This window comes from Pseudomonas sp. AN-B15, from assembly GCF_019056475.1.
GTDB classification, from domain to species: Bacteria; Pseudomonadota; Gammaproteobacteria; order Pseudomonadales; family Pseudomonadaceae; genus Aquipseudomonas; species Aquipseudomonas parakoreensis.
In genome coordinates, this window is sequence record NZ_CP049737.1 from 1,908,356 (window position 1) to 1,926,050 (window position 17,695).

Annotated in this window: 19 protein-coding genes; 3 read left to right on the forward strand and 16 right to left on the reverse strand. The window is 60.1% G+C overall.

Annotated features, from left to right (window positions below):
- Nucleotides 1-2 precede the first annotated feature (2 nt).
- Entirely contained in the window at nt 3-1,175 is a 1,173-nt protein-coding gene (locus GTQ41_RS08815; RefSeq protein WP_047292941.1) for a patatin-like phospholipase family protein, read from the forward strand.
- Nucleotides 1,176-1,312: 137 nt separating this feature from the next.
- Here the strand turns inward: GTQ41_RS08815 and GTQ41_RS08820 are convergent, their stop codons facing one another.
- The 8 genes from GTQ41_RS08820 to puuE all read right to left on the reverse strand — a co-directional run bounded on the left by GTQ41_RS08820 (nt 1,313) and on the right by puuE (nt 9,519).
- The gene (locus GTQ41_RS08820; protein ID WP_041068818.1) at nt 1,313-2,098 is read right to left on the reverse strand and encodes an outer membrane protein OmpK; all 786 of its coding nucleotides are present in this window, start codon (nt 2,096-2,098) and stop codon (nt 1,313-1,315) included.
- Between the two features lie 373 nt (nt 2,099-2,471).
- Complete coding sequence (locus GTQ41_RS08825) at nt 2,472-3,257, reverse strand: outer membrane protein OmpK (RefSeq protein ID WP_047292942.1); 786 nt, start codon at nt 3,255-3,257, stop codon at nt 2,472-2,474.
- Nucleotides 3,258-3,416: 159 nt separating this feature from the next.
- Complete coding sequence (locus GTQ41_RS08830) at nt 3,417-4,775, reverse strand: nucleobase:cation symporter-2 family protein (protein WP_047292943.1); 1,359 nt, start codon at nt 4,773-4,775, stop codon at nt 3,417-3,419.
- A 192-nt stretch (nt 4,776-4,967) separates the two neighbouring features.
- Complete coding sequence (locus GTQ41_RS08835) at nt 4,968-6,284, reverse strand: urate hydroxylase PuuD (RefSeq protein ID WP_041068826.1); 1,317 nt, start codon at nt 6,282-6,284, stop codon at nt 4,968-4,970.
- Nucleotides 6,285-6,335: 51 nt separating this feature from the next.
- Complete coding sequence (locus GTQ41_RS08840; RefSeq protein WP_041068829.1) at nt 6,336-6,839, reverse strand: ureidoglycolate lyase; 504 nt, start codon at nt 6,837-6,839, stop codon at nt 6,336-6,338.
- A 157-nt stretch (nt 6,840-6,996) separates the two neighbouring features.
- Nucleotides 6,997-7,992 carry an allantoicase gene (gene alc, locus GTQ41_RS08845; RefSeq protein WP_007960036.1) on the reverse strand — a complete coding sequence of 332 codons (996 nt, stop codon included), beginning with the start codon at nt 7,990-7,992 and terminating at the stop codon, nt 6,997-6,999.
- An 88-nt stretch (nt 7,993-8,080) separates the two neighbouring features.
- Complete coding sequence (gene uraD, locus GTQ41_RS08850; RefSeq protein WP_047292945.1) at nt 8,081-8,596, reverse strand: 2-oxo-4-hydroxy-4-carboxy-5-ureidoimidazoline decarboxylase; 516 nt, start codon at nt 8,594-8,596, stop codon at nt 8,081-8,083.
- A complete protein-coding gene (gene puuE, locus GTQ41_RS08855; RefSeq protein ID WP_047292947.1) occupies nt 8,593-9,519 on the reverse strand; it encodes an allantoinase PuuE in 927 nt (308 codons plus the stop codon). Before puuE ends, uraD begins: the two co-directional genes overlap by 4 nt.
- A 420-nt stretch (nt 9,520-9,939) precedes the next feature.
- On the opposite strand from puuE, the gene uraH reads away from it, so the two are divergent.
- Nucleotides 9,940-10,293: a hydroxyisourate hydrolase gene (uraH, locus tag GTQ41_RS08860; RefSeq protein ID WP_007913983.1), complete on the forward strand. Its 354-nt coding sequence runs from the start codon at nt 9,940-9,942 to the stop codon at nt 10,291-10,293.
- A 183-nt stretch (nt 10,294-10,476) separates the two neighbouring features.
- On the opposite strand, the gene GTQ41_RS08865 is transcribed toward uraH, so the two are convergent.
- The 3 genes from GTQ41_RS08865 to GTQ41_RS08875 all read right to left on the reverse strand — a co-directional run bounded on the left by GTQ41_RS08865 (nt 10,477) and on the right by GTQ41_RS08875 (nt 13,288).
- A complete protein-coding gene (locus tag GTQ41_RS08865; RefSeq protein WP_003223174.1) occupies nt 10,477-11,103 on the reverse strand; it encodes a LysE family translocator in 627 nt (208 codons plus the stop codon).
- Between the two features lie 90 nt (nt 11,104-11,193).
- On the reverse strand, nt 11,194-12,543 hold the full coding sequence (locus GTQ41_RS08870) for an NCS2 family permease (protein ID WP_027613339.1): 1,350 nt from the start codon (nt 12,541-12,543) through the stop codon (nt 11,194-11,196).
- Between the two features lie 298 nt (nt 12,544-12,841).
- The gene (locus GTQ41_RS08875; protein WP_047293052.1) at nt 12,842-13,288 is read right to left on the reverse strand and encodes a MarR family winged helix-turn-helix transcriptional regulator; all 447 of its coding nucleotides are present in this window, start codon (nt 13,286-13,288) and stop codon (nt 12,842-12,844) included.
- 82 nt (nt 13,289-13,370) lie between these two features.
- Here GTQ41_RS08875 and GTQ41_RS08880 point away from each other — a divergent pair, with 82 nt between their 5' ends.
- Nucleotides 13,371-14,537, forward strand: coding sequence for a PLP-dependent aminotransferase family protein (locus GTQ41_RS08880; RefSeq protein ID WP_047292949.1), 1,167 nt, complete (start codon nt 13,371-13,373; stop codon nt 14,535-14,537).
- A gap of 166 nt (nt 14,538-14,703) precedes the next feature.
- Here GTQ41_RS08880 and GTQ41_RS08885 read toward each other — a convergent pair whose 3' ends face one another.
- From GTQ41_RS08885 to GTQ41_RS08905, 5 genes are all read right to left on the reverse strand, one after another.
- Nucleotides 14,704-15,075, reverse strand: a complete 372-nt coding sequence (locus tag GTQ41_RS08885) for a glutathione S-transferase N-terminal domain-containing protein (protein WP_007960660.1) — start codon at nt 15,073-15,075, stop codon at nt 14,704-14,706.
- Between the two features lie 102 nt (nt 15,076-15,177).
- Nucleotides 15,178-15,723, reverse strand: a complete 546-nt coding sequence (folE, locus tag GTQ41_RS08890; protein WP_003442011.1) for a GTP cyclohydrolase I FolE — start codon at nt 15,721-15,723, stop codon at nt 15,178-15,180.
- A 77-nt stretch (nt 15,724-15,800) separates the two neighbouring features.
- On the reverse strand, nt 15,801-16,358 hold the full coding sequence (locus tag GTQ41_RS08895) for a Smr/MutS family protein (protein ID WP_047292950.1): 558 nt from the start codon (nt 16,356-16,358) through the stop codon (nt 15,801-15,803).
- Nucleotides 16,359-16,432: 74 nt separating this feature from the next.
- Nucleotides 16,433-16,753, reverse strand: a complete 321-nt coding sequence (locus tag GTQ41_RS08900; protein ID WP_041068857.1) for a hypothetical protein — start codon at nt 16,751-16,753, stop codon at nt 16,433-16,435.
- 130 nt (nt 16,754-16,883) lie between these two features.
- The gene (locus tag GTQ41_RS08905) at nt 16,884-17,474 is read right to left on the reverse strand and encodes a cysteine hydrolase family protein (protein WP_003223193.1); all 591 of its coding nucleotides are present in this window, start codon (nt 17,472-17,474) and stop codon (nt 16,884-16,886) included.
- Between the last annotated feature and the right edge of the window lie 221 nt (nt 17,475-17,695).

Sequence of the window (17,695 nt, forward strand, 5' to 3'; positions counted from 1 at the left end):
CGATGAGCCCAGCTGAACCGGTTACAGGTTTGATTCTTTCCGGCGGCGGGGCTCGGGCGGCATATCAGGTGGGGGTGCTGGCGGCGATTGCCGAATTGCTGCCGCTGGGCGCGGACAATCCGTTTCCGGTGATCGTCGGCACCTCGGCCGGGGCGATCAATGCGGTCAGCCTGGCCAGTGGCGCCACTGATTTTCGCGCGGCCATCGAACGCCTCACGCTGTTCTGGCAAGGTTTTCGCAGCCATCGGGTGCTGCGCAGCGACTGGCCGGGGGTGATCCGTCAGGCCAGCCGCTTTGTCAGTCACAGCCTGCTGGGTATGGGGCGACACCTGCCGGTGGCGCTGCTCAACAGTTCGCCGCTGCGCGACCTGCTCAATGAAAAACTGCACATGCCCGGCATCGCCGAATCCATCGCCCGCAAGCAGTTGCATGCGGTGGCGGTAACCGCGTTCGGCTACGAGTCGGGGCAGGCGGTGACCTTTTATCAGGGCGGCGGCACGATCGATGCGTGGTTGCGCCATCGACGGATCGGCGTGCCGGCGCAATTGTCGGTGGACCATTTGCTGGCCAGTTCGGCGATCCCGTTGCTGTTTGCCCCGGTGAAAATCGGTGAGGAATATTTCGGCGACGGCGCAGTCCGCCAATCGGCACCGATCAGCCCGGCGCTGCACCTAGGCGCGAGTCGGGTGCTGGTGGTGGGGGTGAGCGGCAACCCGCGCGGTTTTGATCCGCAGCAGCCGTTGGAACGCGCCTACACCGGTCAGCAACCCACCCTGGCGCAGATCGGCGGGCACATGCTCAACAGCACGTTCATTGACAGTCTGGAAAGCGACATCGAGTTGCTCCAGCGTCTGAACCAGTTCAGTCGACTGATGCCCGATGGCGTGCCGACTCGCGAACTGGGGGTAGCGCCAGTGGACGTGCTGGTGATTGCGCCGAGTCAGCCGATCGACGAGATCGCCGCGCGGCATCGCCAGGAGTTACCGGCGGCGTTGCGTCTGTTCCTGCGCGGCCCGGGGGCGACCAAGACCAGTGGGGCAGGGGTGCTGAGTTATCTGCTGTTCGAGGCGGGATATTGCAGCGAGCTGATCGACCTGGGACGGCGCGATGCGTTGGCCAAGCGCGAGGAGTTGTGCCGGTTTCTGGGGATCACCGAGTCGGTGGTTCCGGCCTGAGATTTGCGGTACGGCGAATCGCTGGCAAGCCAGCTCCCACAGGTTTTTGGATGGGTACAAAAAAGTGAACGACACATAACCTTGTGGGAGCTGGCTTGCCAGCGCAGGCGTCCTTGCAGACGCCAGCGATACCAGGATCAGAAGTGGAACTTCACCAGGAAGCTGGTCACGTTCTGATTGGTGGTGAAGCCACGGGTGTCGTCGATCCCGTACTTGTCTTTCCAGTAGTCGTATTCAACACCGACGTACAGTTGCTTCTCGCCGAAATGCAGCGCCTTGCCCAGGTCGTATTTGACCTGCGGGTTGAAGTGCAGGTTGGCGTGGTATTCGCCTTTGCTGTTGACGTCGTTGTCGACCACCCAGTCCATGTAACCGTCGATCAGCACGTTCGAGCTGCCGACCGGGATGGTGTAGGACCAGACCGGGGTGATCTGCCAGACGTTGTCACCCGGACGCGAGCCGTCGGTGTGGCGCTGGTAGAAGTTCAGCTGGAAGTAGTCGAAACCCGGGATCGCCAGGTCGAAGCCAGGACCGATCAGGTACGACTCGACGTCGCCTTCACCGAACTCGTAAGTCATCGCCAGCAGCACGTCTTTGATCGGACCGAACTCGAGCTTCTGGTCGAGGACTTTGCCCAGCGAGATGCGCGGCTGGAACTCACCGTAATAGGTGTTGTTGCCGACGCCGCCGTCTGGTTTGCCGTTGTAGAAGATCTTGTCGATGAACAGGAAGTTATCCCCGTACTTCCAGGCATCGGCGTGCTCGAAGGTGACGGTCTGCTGGATCGCCGGGTTGACCTTGAAGTCTTTGCCGTAGAGATAGGTCAGGCTGTTGTTCTGCCATTGCAGCAGGCCATCGGCCATGGCCTGGCCGCCGGCCAGCATCGATCCCGCGAGCATCAGGCTGGTGCACATACGTTTCATTCGGTTGCTCCCAAAGTAGGTGTTCCACGTTTATTTTTTTAAGATCGGCGCTCTGGTGTGGCGCCTTTTTTCGTTGCTGCAAAAGTCATCCGATCGGTCAGCTTCGCTGGTGATAGCAAGAGCTGGGCCAACGCTTTCGAAAAGCAAAAAAACGCCCGTTCGGCTGCTGAAAAACAGTCGATTGCGCGTGTTTTCGGGATGCCTCGGTACTGGCCGGGGCCGGGATAAGTTGGCCTGTCGGTCAGGAATTAAATCCGGGCTTTTTTTTAGACCGAATTCAAGAGGCCGCGGAGAATACTGACTCCTCGGCCAGCTCTCAAGTGCCCCGCAACAGAGCACCGACGACAGGTATGGGGCACGGTTGCGGGCCATCTCAGAAGTGCACCTTCACCAGCAGGCTGGCGGTGTTCTGGTTGGTGTCGAGGTTGTGACTGCTTTCGACGCCATATTTGTTCTTCCAGTAGCTGTATTCGGTGCCGACGTACAGCTGCTTCTGGCTCCAGCCCAAGGCTTTGCCGAGGTCGTATTTGATCTGCGGATTGATGTGCAGGTTGGCGTGGTAAGTGCCGCGCGAGTTCTGATCGTTGTCGACCACCCAGTCCAGATAGCCGTCGATCAGCAGGTCGGAGTTGCCCAGCGGCACGCTGTACGACCAGCCCGGGGTGATCTGCCAGACGCCGTCGCCGGGGCGCGGGCCTTCGGTCTGGCGGCGGAAAATGTTCAGGGTCACGTAGTTGAAGCCGGGCACTTTCAGGTCGAAGCCGGGGCCGATCAGGTAGGCTTCGCTGTCGCCTTCGCCGTACTCGTAGGTCATCGCCAGTAGCACGTCCTTGATCGGGCCGAATTCGATTCTCCGGTCGAAGATCTTGCCGAACGAGAAGCGTGGGGTGAATTCGCCGTAGAAGGTGTGCGGGCCTTTGTTGCGGTCTTCCTGGCCGTTGTAGAAGATCTTGTCGACAAACAGGAAGTTGTCGCCGTACTTCCACTTGTCGGCGTGCTCGAACGTCACCGTCTGCTGGATCGACGGGTTGATCGCGAAGTTCTTGCCGTACAGGTAGCTCAGGCTGTTGGTCTGCCACAGCAGTAAATCGCCGGCCATGGCCTGACTCGCGGCCAGCAGGCCGCCACTCAACAGAACGTTGGTTTGCGTGCGAATCATCGGTTGCTCCCTCTTGTTTTTATTGTTGAGGCAGGGTGTTGCACGTCCCCTGTGGGTGCGAGCCTGCTCGCGAAGAGGGCGTGTCAGTCGCCATCACTGTTGAATGACACAACGCTTTCGCGAGCAGGCTCGCTCCCACAAGGTTTTGTGGTGACTTGGTTAATGCTGATGTGCGTGGCAGTCGTTGATCGCGGCGCGTTCGGCGCCGCCGAGGATGTTGAACAGCAGGTTCAGGGTCAGTGCGCTGAGCGTGGCCATGGCGATACCGCTGTGAGTGATCGGGCTCATCCACAGCGGCAGATGCGCGAAGAACTCCGGACGCACCACCGGGATCAGGCCCATGCCGATGCTCACTGCCACCAGCAACTGGTTGCGACGGTCACCGATGTCGGCTTCCTGAAGAATCTTGATCCCGGTGGCAGCGACCATGCCGAACATCGCAATCGCCGCGCCACCCAGCACTGCCGGTGGAATAGACGCGACGAGGAACGCCGCTTTCGGCAGCAGGCTCAGCACGATCAGCAGGCCACCGGCGACGATGGTCACCGAGCGGCAGCGCACGCCAGTCATCTGCACCAGGCCGATGTTCTGTGCGAACGAGGAGTGGGTAAAGGTGTTGAAGAAACCGGCGACGAACGAGGCGCCGGCATCGCACAGCAGGCCGCGACGCAGCATGCGTGGGCAGACTTCCTGACCGGTGATCTTGCCCAGCGCGAGGAACATCCCGGTGGACTCGACGAAGATGATCACCACCACCAGACACATCGACAGGATCGGCGCCAATTCGAATTTCGGCATGCCGAAGTGCAGCGGGGTGACGAACTGAACCCATGGCGCGTTGGCCATGCCGCTCAGGTCGACCATGCCGATGGCGCCGCAGAGCACGTAGCCCAGGCACATGCCGATCAGCACGGAAATATTGACCCAGAAACCGCGCATGAAGCGGTGGATCAGCAAAATGGTCGCCAGCACCAGCGCGGCGATGGCCAGATAAATCGGTGAACCGAATTGCGCCGCGGCGGCTCCGCCACCGGCCCAATTCACGGCCACGGGGAACAGCGACAAACCGATCGAAGTGATGACCGTGCCAGTCACCAGCGGCGGGAAGAAACGCACGACTTTGGACATGAACGGCGCGATCAGCATGCCGAAGAAACCGGCGGCGATGGTCGCACCGAAGATCCCTTGCAGACCGATACCGGGCATGCCGGCCATGGCGACCATACTGCCGACCGCCGCGAAACTGGCGCCCATCATCACCGGCATGCGGATGCCCATCGGGCCGATCCCGAGCGACTGGACGATGGTGGCGATACCGGCGACCAGCAGGTCGGCGTTGATCAGGAAGGCGATTTCTTCACGACTCAGGCCAGCGGCCTGTCCGATGATCAACGGCACCGCGATGGCACCGCCGTACATCAGCAGAACATGTTGCAAACCGACCAGGATCAGTTGCAAAAGGGGCAAACGCTGAATGGCGGGTGCGTCGGGGATGCGCGCTTTGGACAGCTCGGACATGCAACACCTCGGATCTTTTTTATTCTTGTGATTAACAGCTGTCGGGTTGCTCACAGCTGTTTCTTTGCATCAGGTCTGTGGCGAGGGAGCTTGCTCCCGCTGGACTGCGTAGCAGTCCCTGCTCTTCAGGCAAAGAGAGGGGCCGCTTCGCGACCCAGCGGGAGCAAGCTCCCTCGCCACAATTTGTGTTGCTTAGTTGGTCTGGGCTCCCTGCGCGATCCATGCACCGATCAGGTCACGTTCCTGCTGGGTCATCTGTGTGATGTTGCCCAGTGGCATGATCTGCGTGGTGATGGCTTGCGCCTGGATCCGCGCCGCGTTCTGACGGATCTGCTCGGGGGTGTCGAACATCACACCGGCCGGTGCCGCGCTGAACAACGGGCTGGTCGGTTTGGCCGAGTGGCAAACCGCGCAGCGTTCCTGGATCACGTTGTGCACCTTGTCGAAGGCCGGACCGGCGTTGGACGCTTGCGCCGGTGCCGCAGCCGGGGCTGCTGCTGGCGCCGCAGGTGCCGCCGCTTCAGCCGGTTTCGCGCCACCGCCCAGTGCCGTTTCCGGCAGCGGTTGGTACTCGATTTTCGCGGGTGCCTTGGCCACGTCCGGTGCGGTCGGCATCGGCGCCGGGCCGGTGACGTACGCCAGGGTGATCATGCCCACCGCTGCCACGGGCAGGGTCCAGGCAAACTTGTGGCTGTCGTGACGGGTGTTGAAATAGTGACGTACCAACACCGCCAACACCGCGATCCCGGCCAGGATCAACCAGTTGTACTGGCTGCCATAAGTGCTCGGGAAGTGGTTGCTGATCATGATGAACAGCACCGGCAGGGTGAAGTAGTTGTTGTGACGCGAACGCAGCAGGCCTTTGGCGGGCAGCGCCGGGTCCGGCGTGCGGTTCTCGGCAATCGCCGCCACCAGTGCACGCTGCGCCGGCATGATGATGCGGAACACGTTGCCGACCATGATGGTGCCGATGATCGCGCCGACGTGCAGGTACGCTCCACGACCGCTGAACACTTTGCTGAAGCCATACGCCGCGCCGATGATCAGCACGAACAGGATGAAGCCGAGCAGGGCCGGTTTCTTGCCAAGGGCCGAATCGCAAAGGAAGTCGTAGATGAACCAGCCGGCGATCAGCGAACCGATGCCGATGGCCACGCCTTCAGGGCCGGTCAGGCCGCTGCCGGGTGCCACGAGGTAGAGCACGGGGTTGGAGTAGAACACCACGCACAGCAGCGCGATCCCCGACATCCAGGTGAAGTAGGCTTCCCATTTGAACCAGTGCAGGTTCTCCGGCATCGACGGTGGGGCCAGTTTGTATTTTTCCAGGTGATAGATACCGCCGCCGTGGATCGCCCACAGATCGCCGGCCAGACCGGTTTTCGGGTTGACGCGGTTGAGGTTGTTCTCCAGCCAGACGAAGTAGAACGACGCGCCGATCCAGGCCACGCCAGTGATCATGTGAACCCAGCGCACGCTCAGGTTCAGCCATTCCAACAGATGTGCTTCCACAGTCTTTACCTCTCGCCTGTCACTCTTGTTGTCGAGTGATCAGACCTTCTCTTATTGGTGGGGGGCGAGGATCAACCGCTCATCCTCTTTGAAAAAATGCTCATCGCAGTTATTGCCTGTGCCACTGCGATCAACCACCAGGAAGTCATCCCGCTTTTCGATCGTCAGCACCGGGTGGTGCCAGACGCCGCGATGGTAATTGATGCCCTGCCTGCCGTTGGTGACGAAGGCGCGGACCAAGCCTGATACAGGTACATCGCCAAGTGGCGCGACCACGATCAGAAAGGGGTTGCCGAGCAGCGGAATGAAAGCCTGGCTGCCCAGCGGATGGCGTTCCAGCATGCTCACGGTCAACGGCATGTCCTGCGCGTCGGCGCGGAAGATGCTGATGATCGCGTTGTCCTCAGGCGTAGCGGTTTCGACCGTCGCCAGTTTGTGGAAGCGCATGGTCGAACCGTTATTGATCATGAAGTGGTCGCTGCCGTCGGTTTCGATCACGTCACCGAAGGGGGCGAAGGCTTCTTTGGTCAGCGGTTCAATCTGTAGTGTGCGCATGCTGTTCTTATCCGAATTCTGTGTTGTTCAACTTGTCAGTGCGTCTTGCGCGATCCCTGTAGGAGCTGGCGAAGCCTGCGATCTTTTGACTTTGTTTTTTAAGATCAAGATCAAGATCAAGAGATCGCAGCCTGCGGCAGCTCCTACAGGCTCAGCATTACTTCGCGACCTTGCCCAAAACGCGCAGGCGACTCACACCACCATCCGGGAACACGTTCAGACGGATGTGGGTGATCGGGCCCAGTGCCTTGATCTGCTCGACGAAGGTGTGCTCGGCGTGCATTTCCAGTTTCTGGCTCGGCAGCAGTTCGCGCCAGAACAGGGACTGGGTTTCGATCTGGCTGTCGGTGCCGCCCTTGACGAACGCGCCCTGGATCGAGCAGGTGTCCGGGTAGTTGCCCTTGAAATGCAGGGTGTCGACGATGATTTTTTCGATCTCGCCCGGGTGGCCCAGCGCGACGATCACCCAGTCATTGCCTGGCGTGCGACGACGTGCGGTTTCCCAGCCGTCGCCCATGTTGATGCCACGGCCCGGGTTGAGGATGTTGCTCATGCGGCCGAAGTGTTCGTCGGAGCAGGCGAGGGCGCGGCCACCGTTGAGGGCTGCTGCCAGGTCGACTTGCTCGTTGTCGCCAACTGCGGACCAGTCGCGGAACGGAATACCGTACACGCGCAGACGGGCGACACCGCCGTCCGGGTAGATGTTAAAGCGCAGGTGGCTGAACGCTTTGTCGTTGCTGATTTCATGGTAGTGGTGGCTGTTGCCCTGCAGCTCGACGGCCGACAGCACTTCAGTCCACTGGGTGTTTTCGTCCGGCTCGCCGGAGGCCAGGAAGCACGCTTCCAGCGAGGCCGATGGCGGGAAGTTGCCGGTGAAGAATGAAGTGTCGATGTCCACGCCTTTGATCGAACCTGGTACGCCCAGGCGGATTACCGCGCTGTCGTAGCCTTCGAAGCGCTTGCGGCGCGATTCCCAGCCATCCATCCACTTGCCGTTGTCGTCGAACACACCCTCCTTCCACACGGCCGGGGTCGGCTGAAACAGACGATTGGCGTCTGCGAACCAGTCATCGGTGACCGAGATGATTTTGGTGCCCAGACGGGCATCGGCCAGGTTGACGAACTTCTCGAAAGGTACGGCGTAAGCTTTCATTCTTCTTGTCTGCCTTTAATAAGTTGGCTGGGGATGCTTGCAAGGCCCTGGGTGCTCTCCGCGTTTGACGCACTCGGGCCAGGCTTCGCTAGAGAGTCAGTAAACGGAACAGGGCGATCTTGTTGATCTCCGCCAGCGCGCATTTGAATTCGGTGTCGACCGAGTTGTGAATGCGCGTTTCGAACGCCGCGAGGATCTGATGCCGGTTGCTGCCTTTTACCGCCATGATGAAGGGAAACTTGAACTTGGCCTTGTAGGCGTCGTTCAGCTCGGTGAAGCGCTGGAACTCTTCGGCCGTGCATTGGTGAATACCGGCGCCAGCCTGTTCATTGGTGCTGGCTTCGGTCAGTTGGCCCTGGACGGCGGCTTTGCCGGCCAGGTCCGGGTGAGCGTTGATCAGCGCAAGCTGGCTGGCGTGATCGGCGCTCAACAGGATGTCGCTCATGCGCTGGTGCAGGGTTTCGATCTCGTCGATCGAAGCGTCCGCGCCCAGGTCGTAGGCCTTCTCGGCCACCCATGGCGAATGTTCGTAGATGTCGGCGAAAGCGTTGACGAAAGCGTCGCGGCTCAGGGTCGACGGTTGCAGGGTTTGAAAGCGGCTCATTTTGTGGCCCCTTGATACGGATGGGTTTCGTGCCAGTGGCGCGCAATATCGACGCGACGGCTGAACCACACCTGTTCATGACTTTTGGCGTATTCGATGAAGCGCTTGAGCGACGCCAGACGCGCCGGACGACCGATCAGGCGGCAGTGCAGACCGATCGAAAGCATCTTCGGCGCTTCGGCGCCCTCGGCGTAGAGCACGTCGAACGCGTCTTTGAGGTATTCGAAGAAATCGTCGCCCTTGTTGAAACCCTGCACCTGGGTGAAGCGCATGTCGTTGGTGTCGAGGGTGTACGGGATCACCAGGTGCGGCTTGCCGGTCGGGTTGTTCGGTTCCCAGTAGGGCAGGTCGTCGTCGTAGGTGTCGCAGTCGTAAAGGAAACCGCCTTCTTCCATCACCAGGCGCCGGGTGTTCGGGCCGGTGCGGCCGGTGTACCAGCCCAGTGGGCGTTCGCCGGTGAGTTCGGTGAGGATGCGGATCGCTTCGAGCATGTGCTCGCGCTCCTGCGCCTCATCCATGTACTGGTAGTCGATCCAGCGGTAGCCGTGGCTGCAGATCTCGTGGCCGGCTTCGACCATCGCGCGGATCACATCCGGGTGGCGCTGGGCGGCCATGGCCACGGCGAAAATGGTCAGCGGAATGTCGAATTCCTTGAACAGTTTCAGGATCCGCCAGACGCCGGCACGGCTGCCATACTCGTAAAGCGATTCCATGCTCATGTTGCGCGCGCCTTGCAGCGGCTGGGCAGCAACCATTTCCGAGAGGAAGGCTTCGGATTCTTTGTCGCCATGCAGGATGTTGCGCTCGCCGCCTTCTTCGTAGTTGAGCACGAAGGACAGCGCGATGCGCGCGTTGCCCGGCCAGTGTGGGTGAGGAGGGTTACTGCCGTAACCGATCAGGTCGCGTGGGTAGTCAGCGCTCACTGCAGTCTTCCTTCTTATTCGTTGACAGGTTTGTGTAACGGCCTGCGCAGGCTGGCGTCACAGCGATGGGCTGATTGTATACAACTTTATTCGCAATTTGTAAGCCTGAATTTTTGCATTTTTCACCGACTGTCATCTTTTGCTGCTAATGGCGTGAGCCTGCAAGAAACCTGCCTGATCAGTCAGCTAATGGCTGTGAGGTTCAATACTCTGGCGCTTGAGGGGCAGATCAAGGTGAAACACCCGAATGGCGGGGGTGGTGCGAAAAATGTCGTTTTTATTGTGTACAATTTTTTTGAAAAGTGTCTTAATCAGTCGCTCGCCGCAGCTTTTCGTGCTCCGAATCGGTGCGGTCTCCTTTTACCTGACTTCGGGAGGCGCGAAGTCTGACTGCTCTTTGCGGCCAGGCGCGCAGAATCAATGGGACGTTTGACAACACACGTTTTGGACGCTGCACACGGTTGCCCGGGCAGTTCGATCAAGGTCGAGCTGTACCGCGTTGAAGGTTCGCATCTGGAATTGGTCGCCAGTGCCGTTACCAACAGCGATGGCCGGGTCGATGCGCCGCTGCTGCAAGGCGATGACTACCGCACCGGGGTCTATCAGGTGCAGTTCCACGCCGGCGATTACTACCGCGCCCGTGGCGTGCAACTGCCGGAACCGGCGTTCCTCGACGTGGTGGTGCTGCGTTTCGGCATCTCTGCCGAACAGGATCACTACCACGTGCCACTGCTGATCTCGCCTTACAGCTATTCCACCTACCGGGGCAGCTGACCCCCAAGCAGCTGCCCCCACCGGGAAGCGACTGCGCATATAGCTTCTTTGGTCTTTCGCCCGCTCACACTGCGGGCTTTTTTTTGTCTGCCTTAAAGTCAAAAGATCGCAGCCTGCGGCAGCTCCTACAGAGGATTGCATTCCAAACTGTAGGAGCTGCCGCAGGCTGCGATCTTTTGCTCTTTAACGGCTCAACAGCGACGCAGCGCCCGCACCACTGAACAACCCGGCACTCACCCGGTTGAACCAGCTCTGCCCCTTGCCGCTACGCAAATAGCGCGCCGCACCATGCGCACCCAGCCCGTAAGCCAGTTTGCAGCACAGGTCGAGCACCACCCAGGTCGCGATCATGATCAGTAACTGCGGCAAGAACGGTTGTTGCGCGCTGAGGAACTGCGGCAGAAACGCAGCGAAAAACAGAATGTCCTTCGGATTGCTCGCGCCCAGCACAAACGCGCGGCCGAATAGGGTGCGGAAACGTGGCACCGGTGCGGCCTGCGGCACTTCGGCGCCCACCGCTGGCTGACGCGATTGCTGCCAGCTCTGCCAGGCGAGGTAGAACAGGTACAGCGCGCCGACGATTTTCAGGGCGCTGAACAACTGTTCTGACGCCAGCAGCAGAGCGCCAAGCCCCAGCGCCGACGCGCTGAGCAGGCAGATCGAGGCGATCACGCCGCCGAGAAACGCCGGGTAAGAGCGGCGCAAGCCGTAGTTCAGACTGTTGCTGATCATCAGCAAAGACAGCGGCCCCGGAATCAGGATCACCACCAATGCAGCGCCGCTGAACAGCAGCCAGGTTTCCAGACTCATCACTTTGCTCCTTTTTTTGTTGTACTCAAGAATGTGCAAAAGCCCCACCCGTGAGGGTGAGGCTGGTTTGACGCTTGAACCGCGTGACGCTTACAAGAAGATGAACTTGGCGATGAAGATCGCGCAGAGCACCCACAGGCTGACGGAAATTTCCTTGTACTTGCCGGTACCGGCCTTCAACGCCACGTAGGTGATGAAGCCCAGCGCAATGCCGTCGGCGACCGAGAAGGTCAGCGGCATCATGATTGCGGTGACGATCGCCGGAATCGCATCGGTGGCTTCGTCCCACTCAATGTGGGCCATGCCGCCCATCATCAGCATCGCGACGTAAATCAGCGCACCGGCGGTGGCGTAAGCCGGAATCATCCCAGCGAGTGGTGCGAAAAACATCGCGGCTATAAATAGCACACCCACGGTGACTGCGGTAAGACCAGTCCGACCACCAGCGGCTACGCCAGCGGCACTTTCCACATAGCTGGTAACAGGAGGAACACCGACCACCGCGCCGAAAACACTGGAGGCACTGTCGGCTTTCATCGCGCGGGAGAGGTTTTCGATACGCCCGTCAGCGTTGACCAGATTGGCCCGCTGGGCGACGCCCATCAGCGTGCCGGCGGTGTCGAACATGTGTACGAAGAGGAAAGCCAGGACCACGCTGATCATGCTGACGTTGAACACGCCCGCGACGTTCATTGCCATGAAGGTCGGCGCCAGGCTTGGCGGGGTCGACATGATTCCTTCGTAGTGCACGATGCCCAGGCCCCAACCGGCGAGGGTCACGGTGATAATGCTGATGAGGATCGCGCCGAATACTTTGTGGTAGCTGAGGATCGCAATCATCAGGAAGCAGATCGCCGCCAGCAGCGGGCCGGGTTCACGCAGGGAGCCGAGCTTGATCAGAGTCGCCGGGCTGTCGACGACGATACCGGCGGTTTTCAGTCCGATCAGCCCGAGGAACAGACCGACACCGGCGCCCATCGCAAAGCGCAGGCTGACCGGGATGCTGTTGAGCAGCCATTCGCGAATCCGCGAGAAGGTCAGGATCATGAACAGCACGCCGGAAACGAACACTGCACCCAGCGCGGTTTCCCAGTTGTAGCCCATGGTGCCGACCACGGTGTAAGTGAAGAAGGCGTTGAGGCCCATGCCCGGTGCCAGGCCCACCGGCCAGTTGGCGTACAGGCCCATCAGCAGGCAGCCGAGTGCGGCGGCGATGCAGGTGGCGACGAAGGCTGCACCGTGATCGATCCCGGCATCGGCCATGATGTTCGGGTTGACGAAGATGATGTAAGCCATGGTGATGAAGGTTGTCAGACCGGCAATCAGCTCGGTCTTCACCGTGGTGCCATGCAAGCTGAGTTTGAAGATGCGCTCCAGCACGCCTGTGCGTAATGGCGGCGAGAGTTCCAGCGTCGATGCTTCGGATTTGCGGCTTTCCACAGCGAGTACTCCTCAAGAGTTTTATTGTTATTTCCAGGGCCGGACCCATGAGGGGTGGCAGCAGCCCTTTGAGGCATACGCGAATTTGTTGACCATGCGGTCAGGAACTCGCACGCAGTGGATTATGCTTTTGTGTACAAATAAAGCAAATATTGTTTTTGGTTTTGTTTACGAAAGGTCAGGCGATAGGGATATATCGCCCTCAGAGGCCCCATCGCTGGCAAGCCAGCTCCCACAGGTTTTGTGTACGCTGCCGATCATTGTGGGAGCTGGCTTGCCAGCGATCAGGCCGGATCAGTCAATCAAGATGTGACTGAGTGCTCCCAAGCGCCATGTTCACCGCCAACCACCCATTCACCGCCGCTTCCCCAGCCTCGGCAAACACCCGCTCGAGCAACTTCACCTGCTCACGGCGCAACGCCTGCTCGAACTTCGCACCCTCTACGGTCAGCTCCAGCAGGCGCTTACGCTTGTCCGCCTCCGACGCCACGCTGTCTACCAAGTGCATTTCCTGCAGCTGGCGCAACGGCATGTTCAGCGCCTGCTTACTCACGCCGAGCAATCCCAGCAACTCCTTCACGCTCAAATTCGGATAACGCGCGATGAAAAACACAATCCGCTGATGCACCCGGGACAGGCCGCGACGTTCGAGCATTTCGTCGGCCTTGGCGGTGAACGCCTGATAGCCGAAGAAAAACGCTTCCATCGCCTGCTGCTGGCTGGCGGGGTTTTTAAGGTCAAGCATGTTGACGTACTCGCTCAAGCTGTCGTAGTTTCAGTCAACCAGTTTGACTCATTTTCTCCAGCCCTCGCTACCGGTGACTCCCATGGCTTTTTCCGAACGTGTTTCGCGCCTTAAAAGTTCTCTGATCCGTGAAATCCTCGCCGCCGCCCAGCGCCCGGAGGTGATGTCGTTTGCCGGTGGCTTGCCTGCTGAAGCCATGCTGCCGAAAGTCGAATGGGCCGACATGCCGCTGTCCCTCGGCCAATACGGCATGAGCGAAGGCGAGCCGGTGCTGCGTGAAGCGCTGGCGGCGCAGGCGCAAGCTTTGGGTCTGGCGTGCACGGCGAGTCAGGTGCTGGTGGTCAGCGGTTCCCAGCAGACTCTCGATCTGGCCGCCAAGTTGTACATCGACAAGGGCACCGAAATTCTTCTGGAAGCCCCGACCTACCTGGCCGCGTTGCAGATCTTCCAGCTGTTCGGCGCCGATTGCCTGACCGTGCCGCAAGAGGCCGATGGCCCGAACCTGGCTCAACTGCGCAGTCGACTTGAGCAACACCGCCCGGCATTCATCTATCTGATCCCGACATTTCAGAATCCATCCGCCGTGCGCTACAGCGAAGCCAAGCGCGCTGCCGTCGCCGCGCTGCTGGACGAATTCGGCGTGACCCTGATCGAAGACGAGCCGTATCGCGAACTGACGTTCGATGGCGGCAGCGCCAAACCGATTGCCGGGCGTTTGAAGAAAGCCAGCTGGATCTACACCGGCACCGTGTCGAAAACCTTGCTCCCGGGTTTGCGCGTCGGCTACCTGATCGCCAGCCCGGACCTGTTTCCGCACCTGCTCAAGCTCAAGCAATCGGCGGATCTGCACACCAACCGCATCGGCCAGTGGCAGGCATTGCAATGGATCGGCAGTGAAAAATATCAGCAGCACCTGGGTGAGTTGCGCGGCTTCTACCGGCAGCGCCGCGATGCGTTTCAAGCGGTGCTGGAAACGCATTTCTCTGATCTGGCGGACTGGAACATGCCGCAGGGCGGGCTGTTTTTCTGGCTGACGCTCAAGCAACCGCTGGATACGCGAACGCTGCTCAACGAGGCGCTGGCCAATGACGTGGCGTTCATGCCGGGCGAACCGTTTTTTCCCGAACCGGATAAAAACCTTGGGCACCTGCGTTTGAACTTCAGCCACATCGACCCGGCGCGACTGGATGAAGGGCTCAAGCGACTGGCGGCGGTGGTGCGTCAGGCGCAGATAAATAAAGCGGCGTGAAAAATAAATAAACCGGCTCGAGGGCCGGTTTATTTTTGTCTGAGTAATGTGTTGCTCTTGCGGGCCGCATCGCTGGCAAGCCAGCTCCCACAGGTTTGTGAACGCCACAGATCACTGTGGGAGCTGGCTTGCCAGCGATGGGGCCATAAGCAACACAACATCAATATCAGACCGCAGCAAACCGCTTATCCAGATAATCAATGATCACCTTGGACTCATACATCCACGTCGTCTGCCCATTCTCTTCAATGCGCAGGCACGGCACCTTGATCTTGCCGCCCTGGTCCAGCAGGGTCTGGCGATCCTGTTCGTTGTTCTTCGCGTCCTTCAGTGCGACCGGCACATTCAGGCGACGCAGGGTGCGGCGGGTTTTCACGCAGAACGGGCAGGCGTGGAACTGATACAGGGTCAGGCCTTTGGCGGCCGCGTTGACTTGCGCCTGTACCTCGGCGGGGCGCTGTTTCTTGCCCGGGCGGGTGATGAAGTCGATGAAGATGATCAGTTGGCCAAGGCCGACACGAAGCGCTTTTACGAACACGTTGAAAGCCTCACGGTGCAAAGAGAGAAGGGCGCGCAGCTTACCCGATTTTTCACGGACGAAAAAAAACCGGCGATCAACGCCGGTTTTTTCTGCAGCCGATTATTTGATCAGGCTGAGGAACTCGCTGCGAGTCGCCGCGTTTTCGCGGAACTCACCGAGCATCACCGAAGTGATCATCGACGAATTCTGTTTCTCGACACCGCGCATCATCATGCACATGTGCTTGGCCTCGATCACTACGGCCACGCCCAGCGCACCGGTGACTTGCATCACTGCATCGGCGATCTGGCGGCTGAGGTTTTCCTGGATCTGCAGGCGGCGGGCGTACATGTCGACGATCCGCGCGACCTTCGACAGGCCCAGCACCTTGCCGCTCGGGATGTAGGCGACGTGCGCCTTGCCGATGAACGGCAGCAGGTGGTGTTCGCACAACGAGTACAGCTCGATGTCCTTGACCAGCACCATTTCGCTGTTGTCGGAGCTGAACAGGGCACCGTTGGTGACCTCTTCGAGCGTCTGTTCATAACCGCGGCAGAGGTACTGCATGGCTTTGGCGGCACGCTTTGGCGTGTCGAGCAGGCCCTCGCGGGAGACGTCCTCGCCCAGTTGGCCGAGAATCGCGGTGTAATTCTGTTCCAGGGACATGAAACTACCTGTGGGGATTTTCGCAAAGGGCAAGGGTACGGTGGCGGACACAACCCTGCAAGTTCGGTGTTACGCGATTATTCGTCGCGGCCTTCCATCATGGTGCGTTTGAGCATCACATACACCGCACCGGCACCGCCGTGTTTTGCCTGACATGAGCAGAAACCGAGCACTTGCGGATGCTGGCGCAGCCAGGTGTTGACGTGGCTTTTGATCATCGGCCGCTTGCCGTCCAGGCGCACGGCCTTGCCGTGGGTGACGCGCACGCAGCGGATTTCGAATTTGGTCGCCTCGGCGAGAAACGCCCAAAGCGTCTCGCGGGCCTTTTCCACGTTCATGCCGTGCAGGTCGAGGCTGCCTTCGAACGGGATCTGCCCGATCTTGAGCTTGCGCATCTGGCTTTCCTGCACCCCGTCGCGCGCCCACATCAACTCGTCTTCGGGGCCGACGTCGATCACGAACTGATCGGACAGGCCATCCACGGTGGTGGTGTCGGTGCGCACGGTGGCGGACTGGCGCAGCTTGGCAATCTGCGCGCGGTCAGCCTTGGGTTTGCCGGTGTCGGCGCGGTCGTGCTTGATCGGCTTGACGCCTTGGATCGCATTTTTGAACAGGGAAAAATCGTCGTCTTGCATGTCAGCCTCCGCGAAGGGCGGCCAGTTTACCCAAGTCGAAACAAAACGGCCCGGCAAAAAGCCAGGCCGTGCAGTCAGTCGTGTTTTTTCATCAGGTGCGGGGACATGTTCAGTTCCCGCGATTGCCGGGCGCGACGCCGGCATCGACGCCACAGGGCCACGCCGAAGTACAGGAACAACAAGCCGACCGCGAGAATGATCGCCGAACCCATCGGCGTGGCATTCAAGTCGCCGAGCGCCGGCGGGCGTCCCAGCAGGCTGGCGGCACCGGCCATCGCCAGCAGCACACCGAACGTCGCCAGCATGGCGGCGATCGCTGCGCCGAATCGAAAACGCCAGTTGCTTTGGCCTTTGGGCCGCAAGCGGCGTGCGTCAAATCCATCGGATAACTTCATTCCGACCTTCCTCAATGGGTATCGGCCCTTCGACCGGGAGTTGACCGGGTTGTTCCTGAGGCTAAGGCAATTGAAGCAAATGCGAGGCTTTTGCGGATGAGCGGCGCGGTGAGCCGCTCATCAGAGCAGATCAGATCAGATCCTGAGTCAGGGCAAGGGTGGCGAAGTTGTCGGCCATGATCGCCATTTCCGCTTCCTGCACCACGGCGGCGCTGAGCACGCGGCCCTTGAACGGCAGGTCACGGGTGGCGCAGGCGTCTTCGACCAGCGTGCAACGGAAGCCCAGGTTCTTCGCCGCGCGTACGGTGGTGCTGACGCTGGAGTGGCTCATGAAACCGCAGACGATCAGGTCCAGCGAGCCAAGATTCTGCAAACGGTCGAGCAGTTCGGTGCCGTGGAACGCGCTCGGCAGCAGTTTGCCGATGATGGTTTCGTCACCTTGTGGCTCAAGGCCGGGGATGAATTCGCCGCGTTCGCCCTGCGGGTCGAACAGGCCACCGACGGTGCCGAGATGACGCACGTGCACGATCGGCCGACCGGCTGCACGGGCCGCAGCGACCAGTTGTTTGATGTTCGCGACGGCCGCGTCCATGCCGCTCAGGGCCAGCGGGCCACTGAGGTACTCTTTCTGGGCATCGATGATGACCACGGTGGCATGGCTCAGTGTGGCCGCTGCATAACCGCGGCCGCTGAGTTGAAACATCGTTTTTGGAACGGACATTCTGGGGCTCCTTGGGGTGGGGCTTTTGCGGCATTGTCCTCTGGCTGAGCGCTTCTGTGAACCGCTACCATCGTAGACGCCGTCGTTACTGGCCTGCAGCCTTGTCAAGTTACACGTTCTGTTCAATAGCTGATGCAAAAAACAGAAAGGTCCTACTGTCGCTCCGCGGATTTTCCTGCGTCGTCGGCGCGCGATTTGGCTGGTAGAATCGCCAGTCGTTT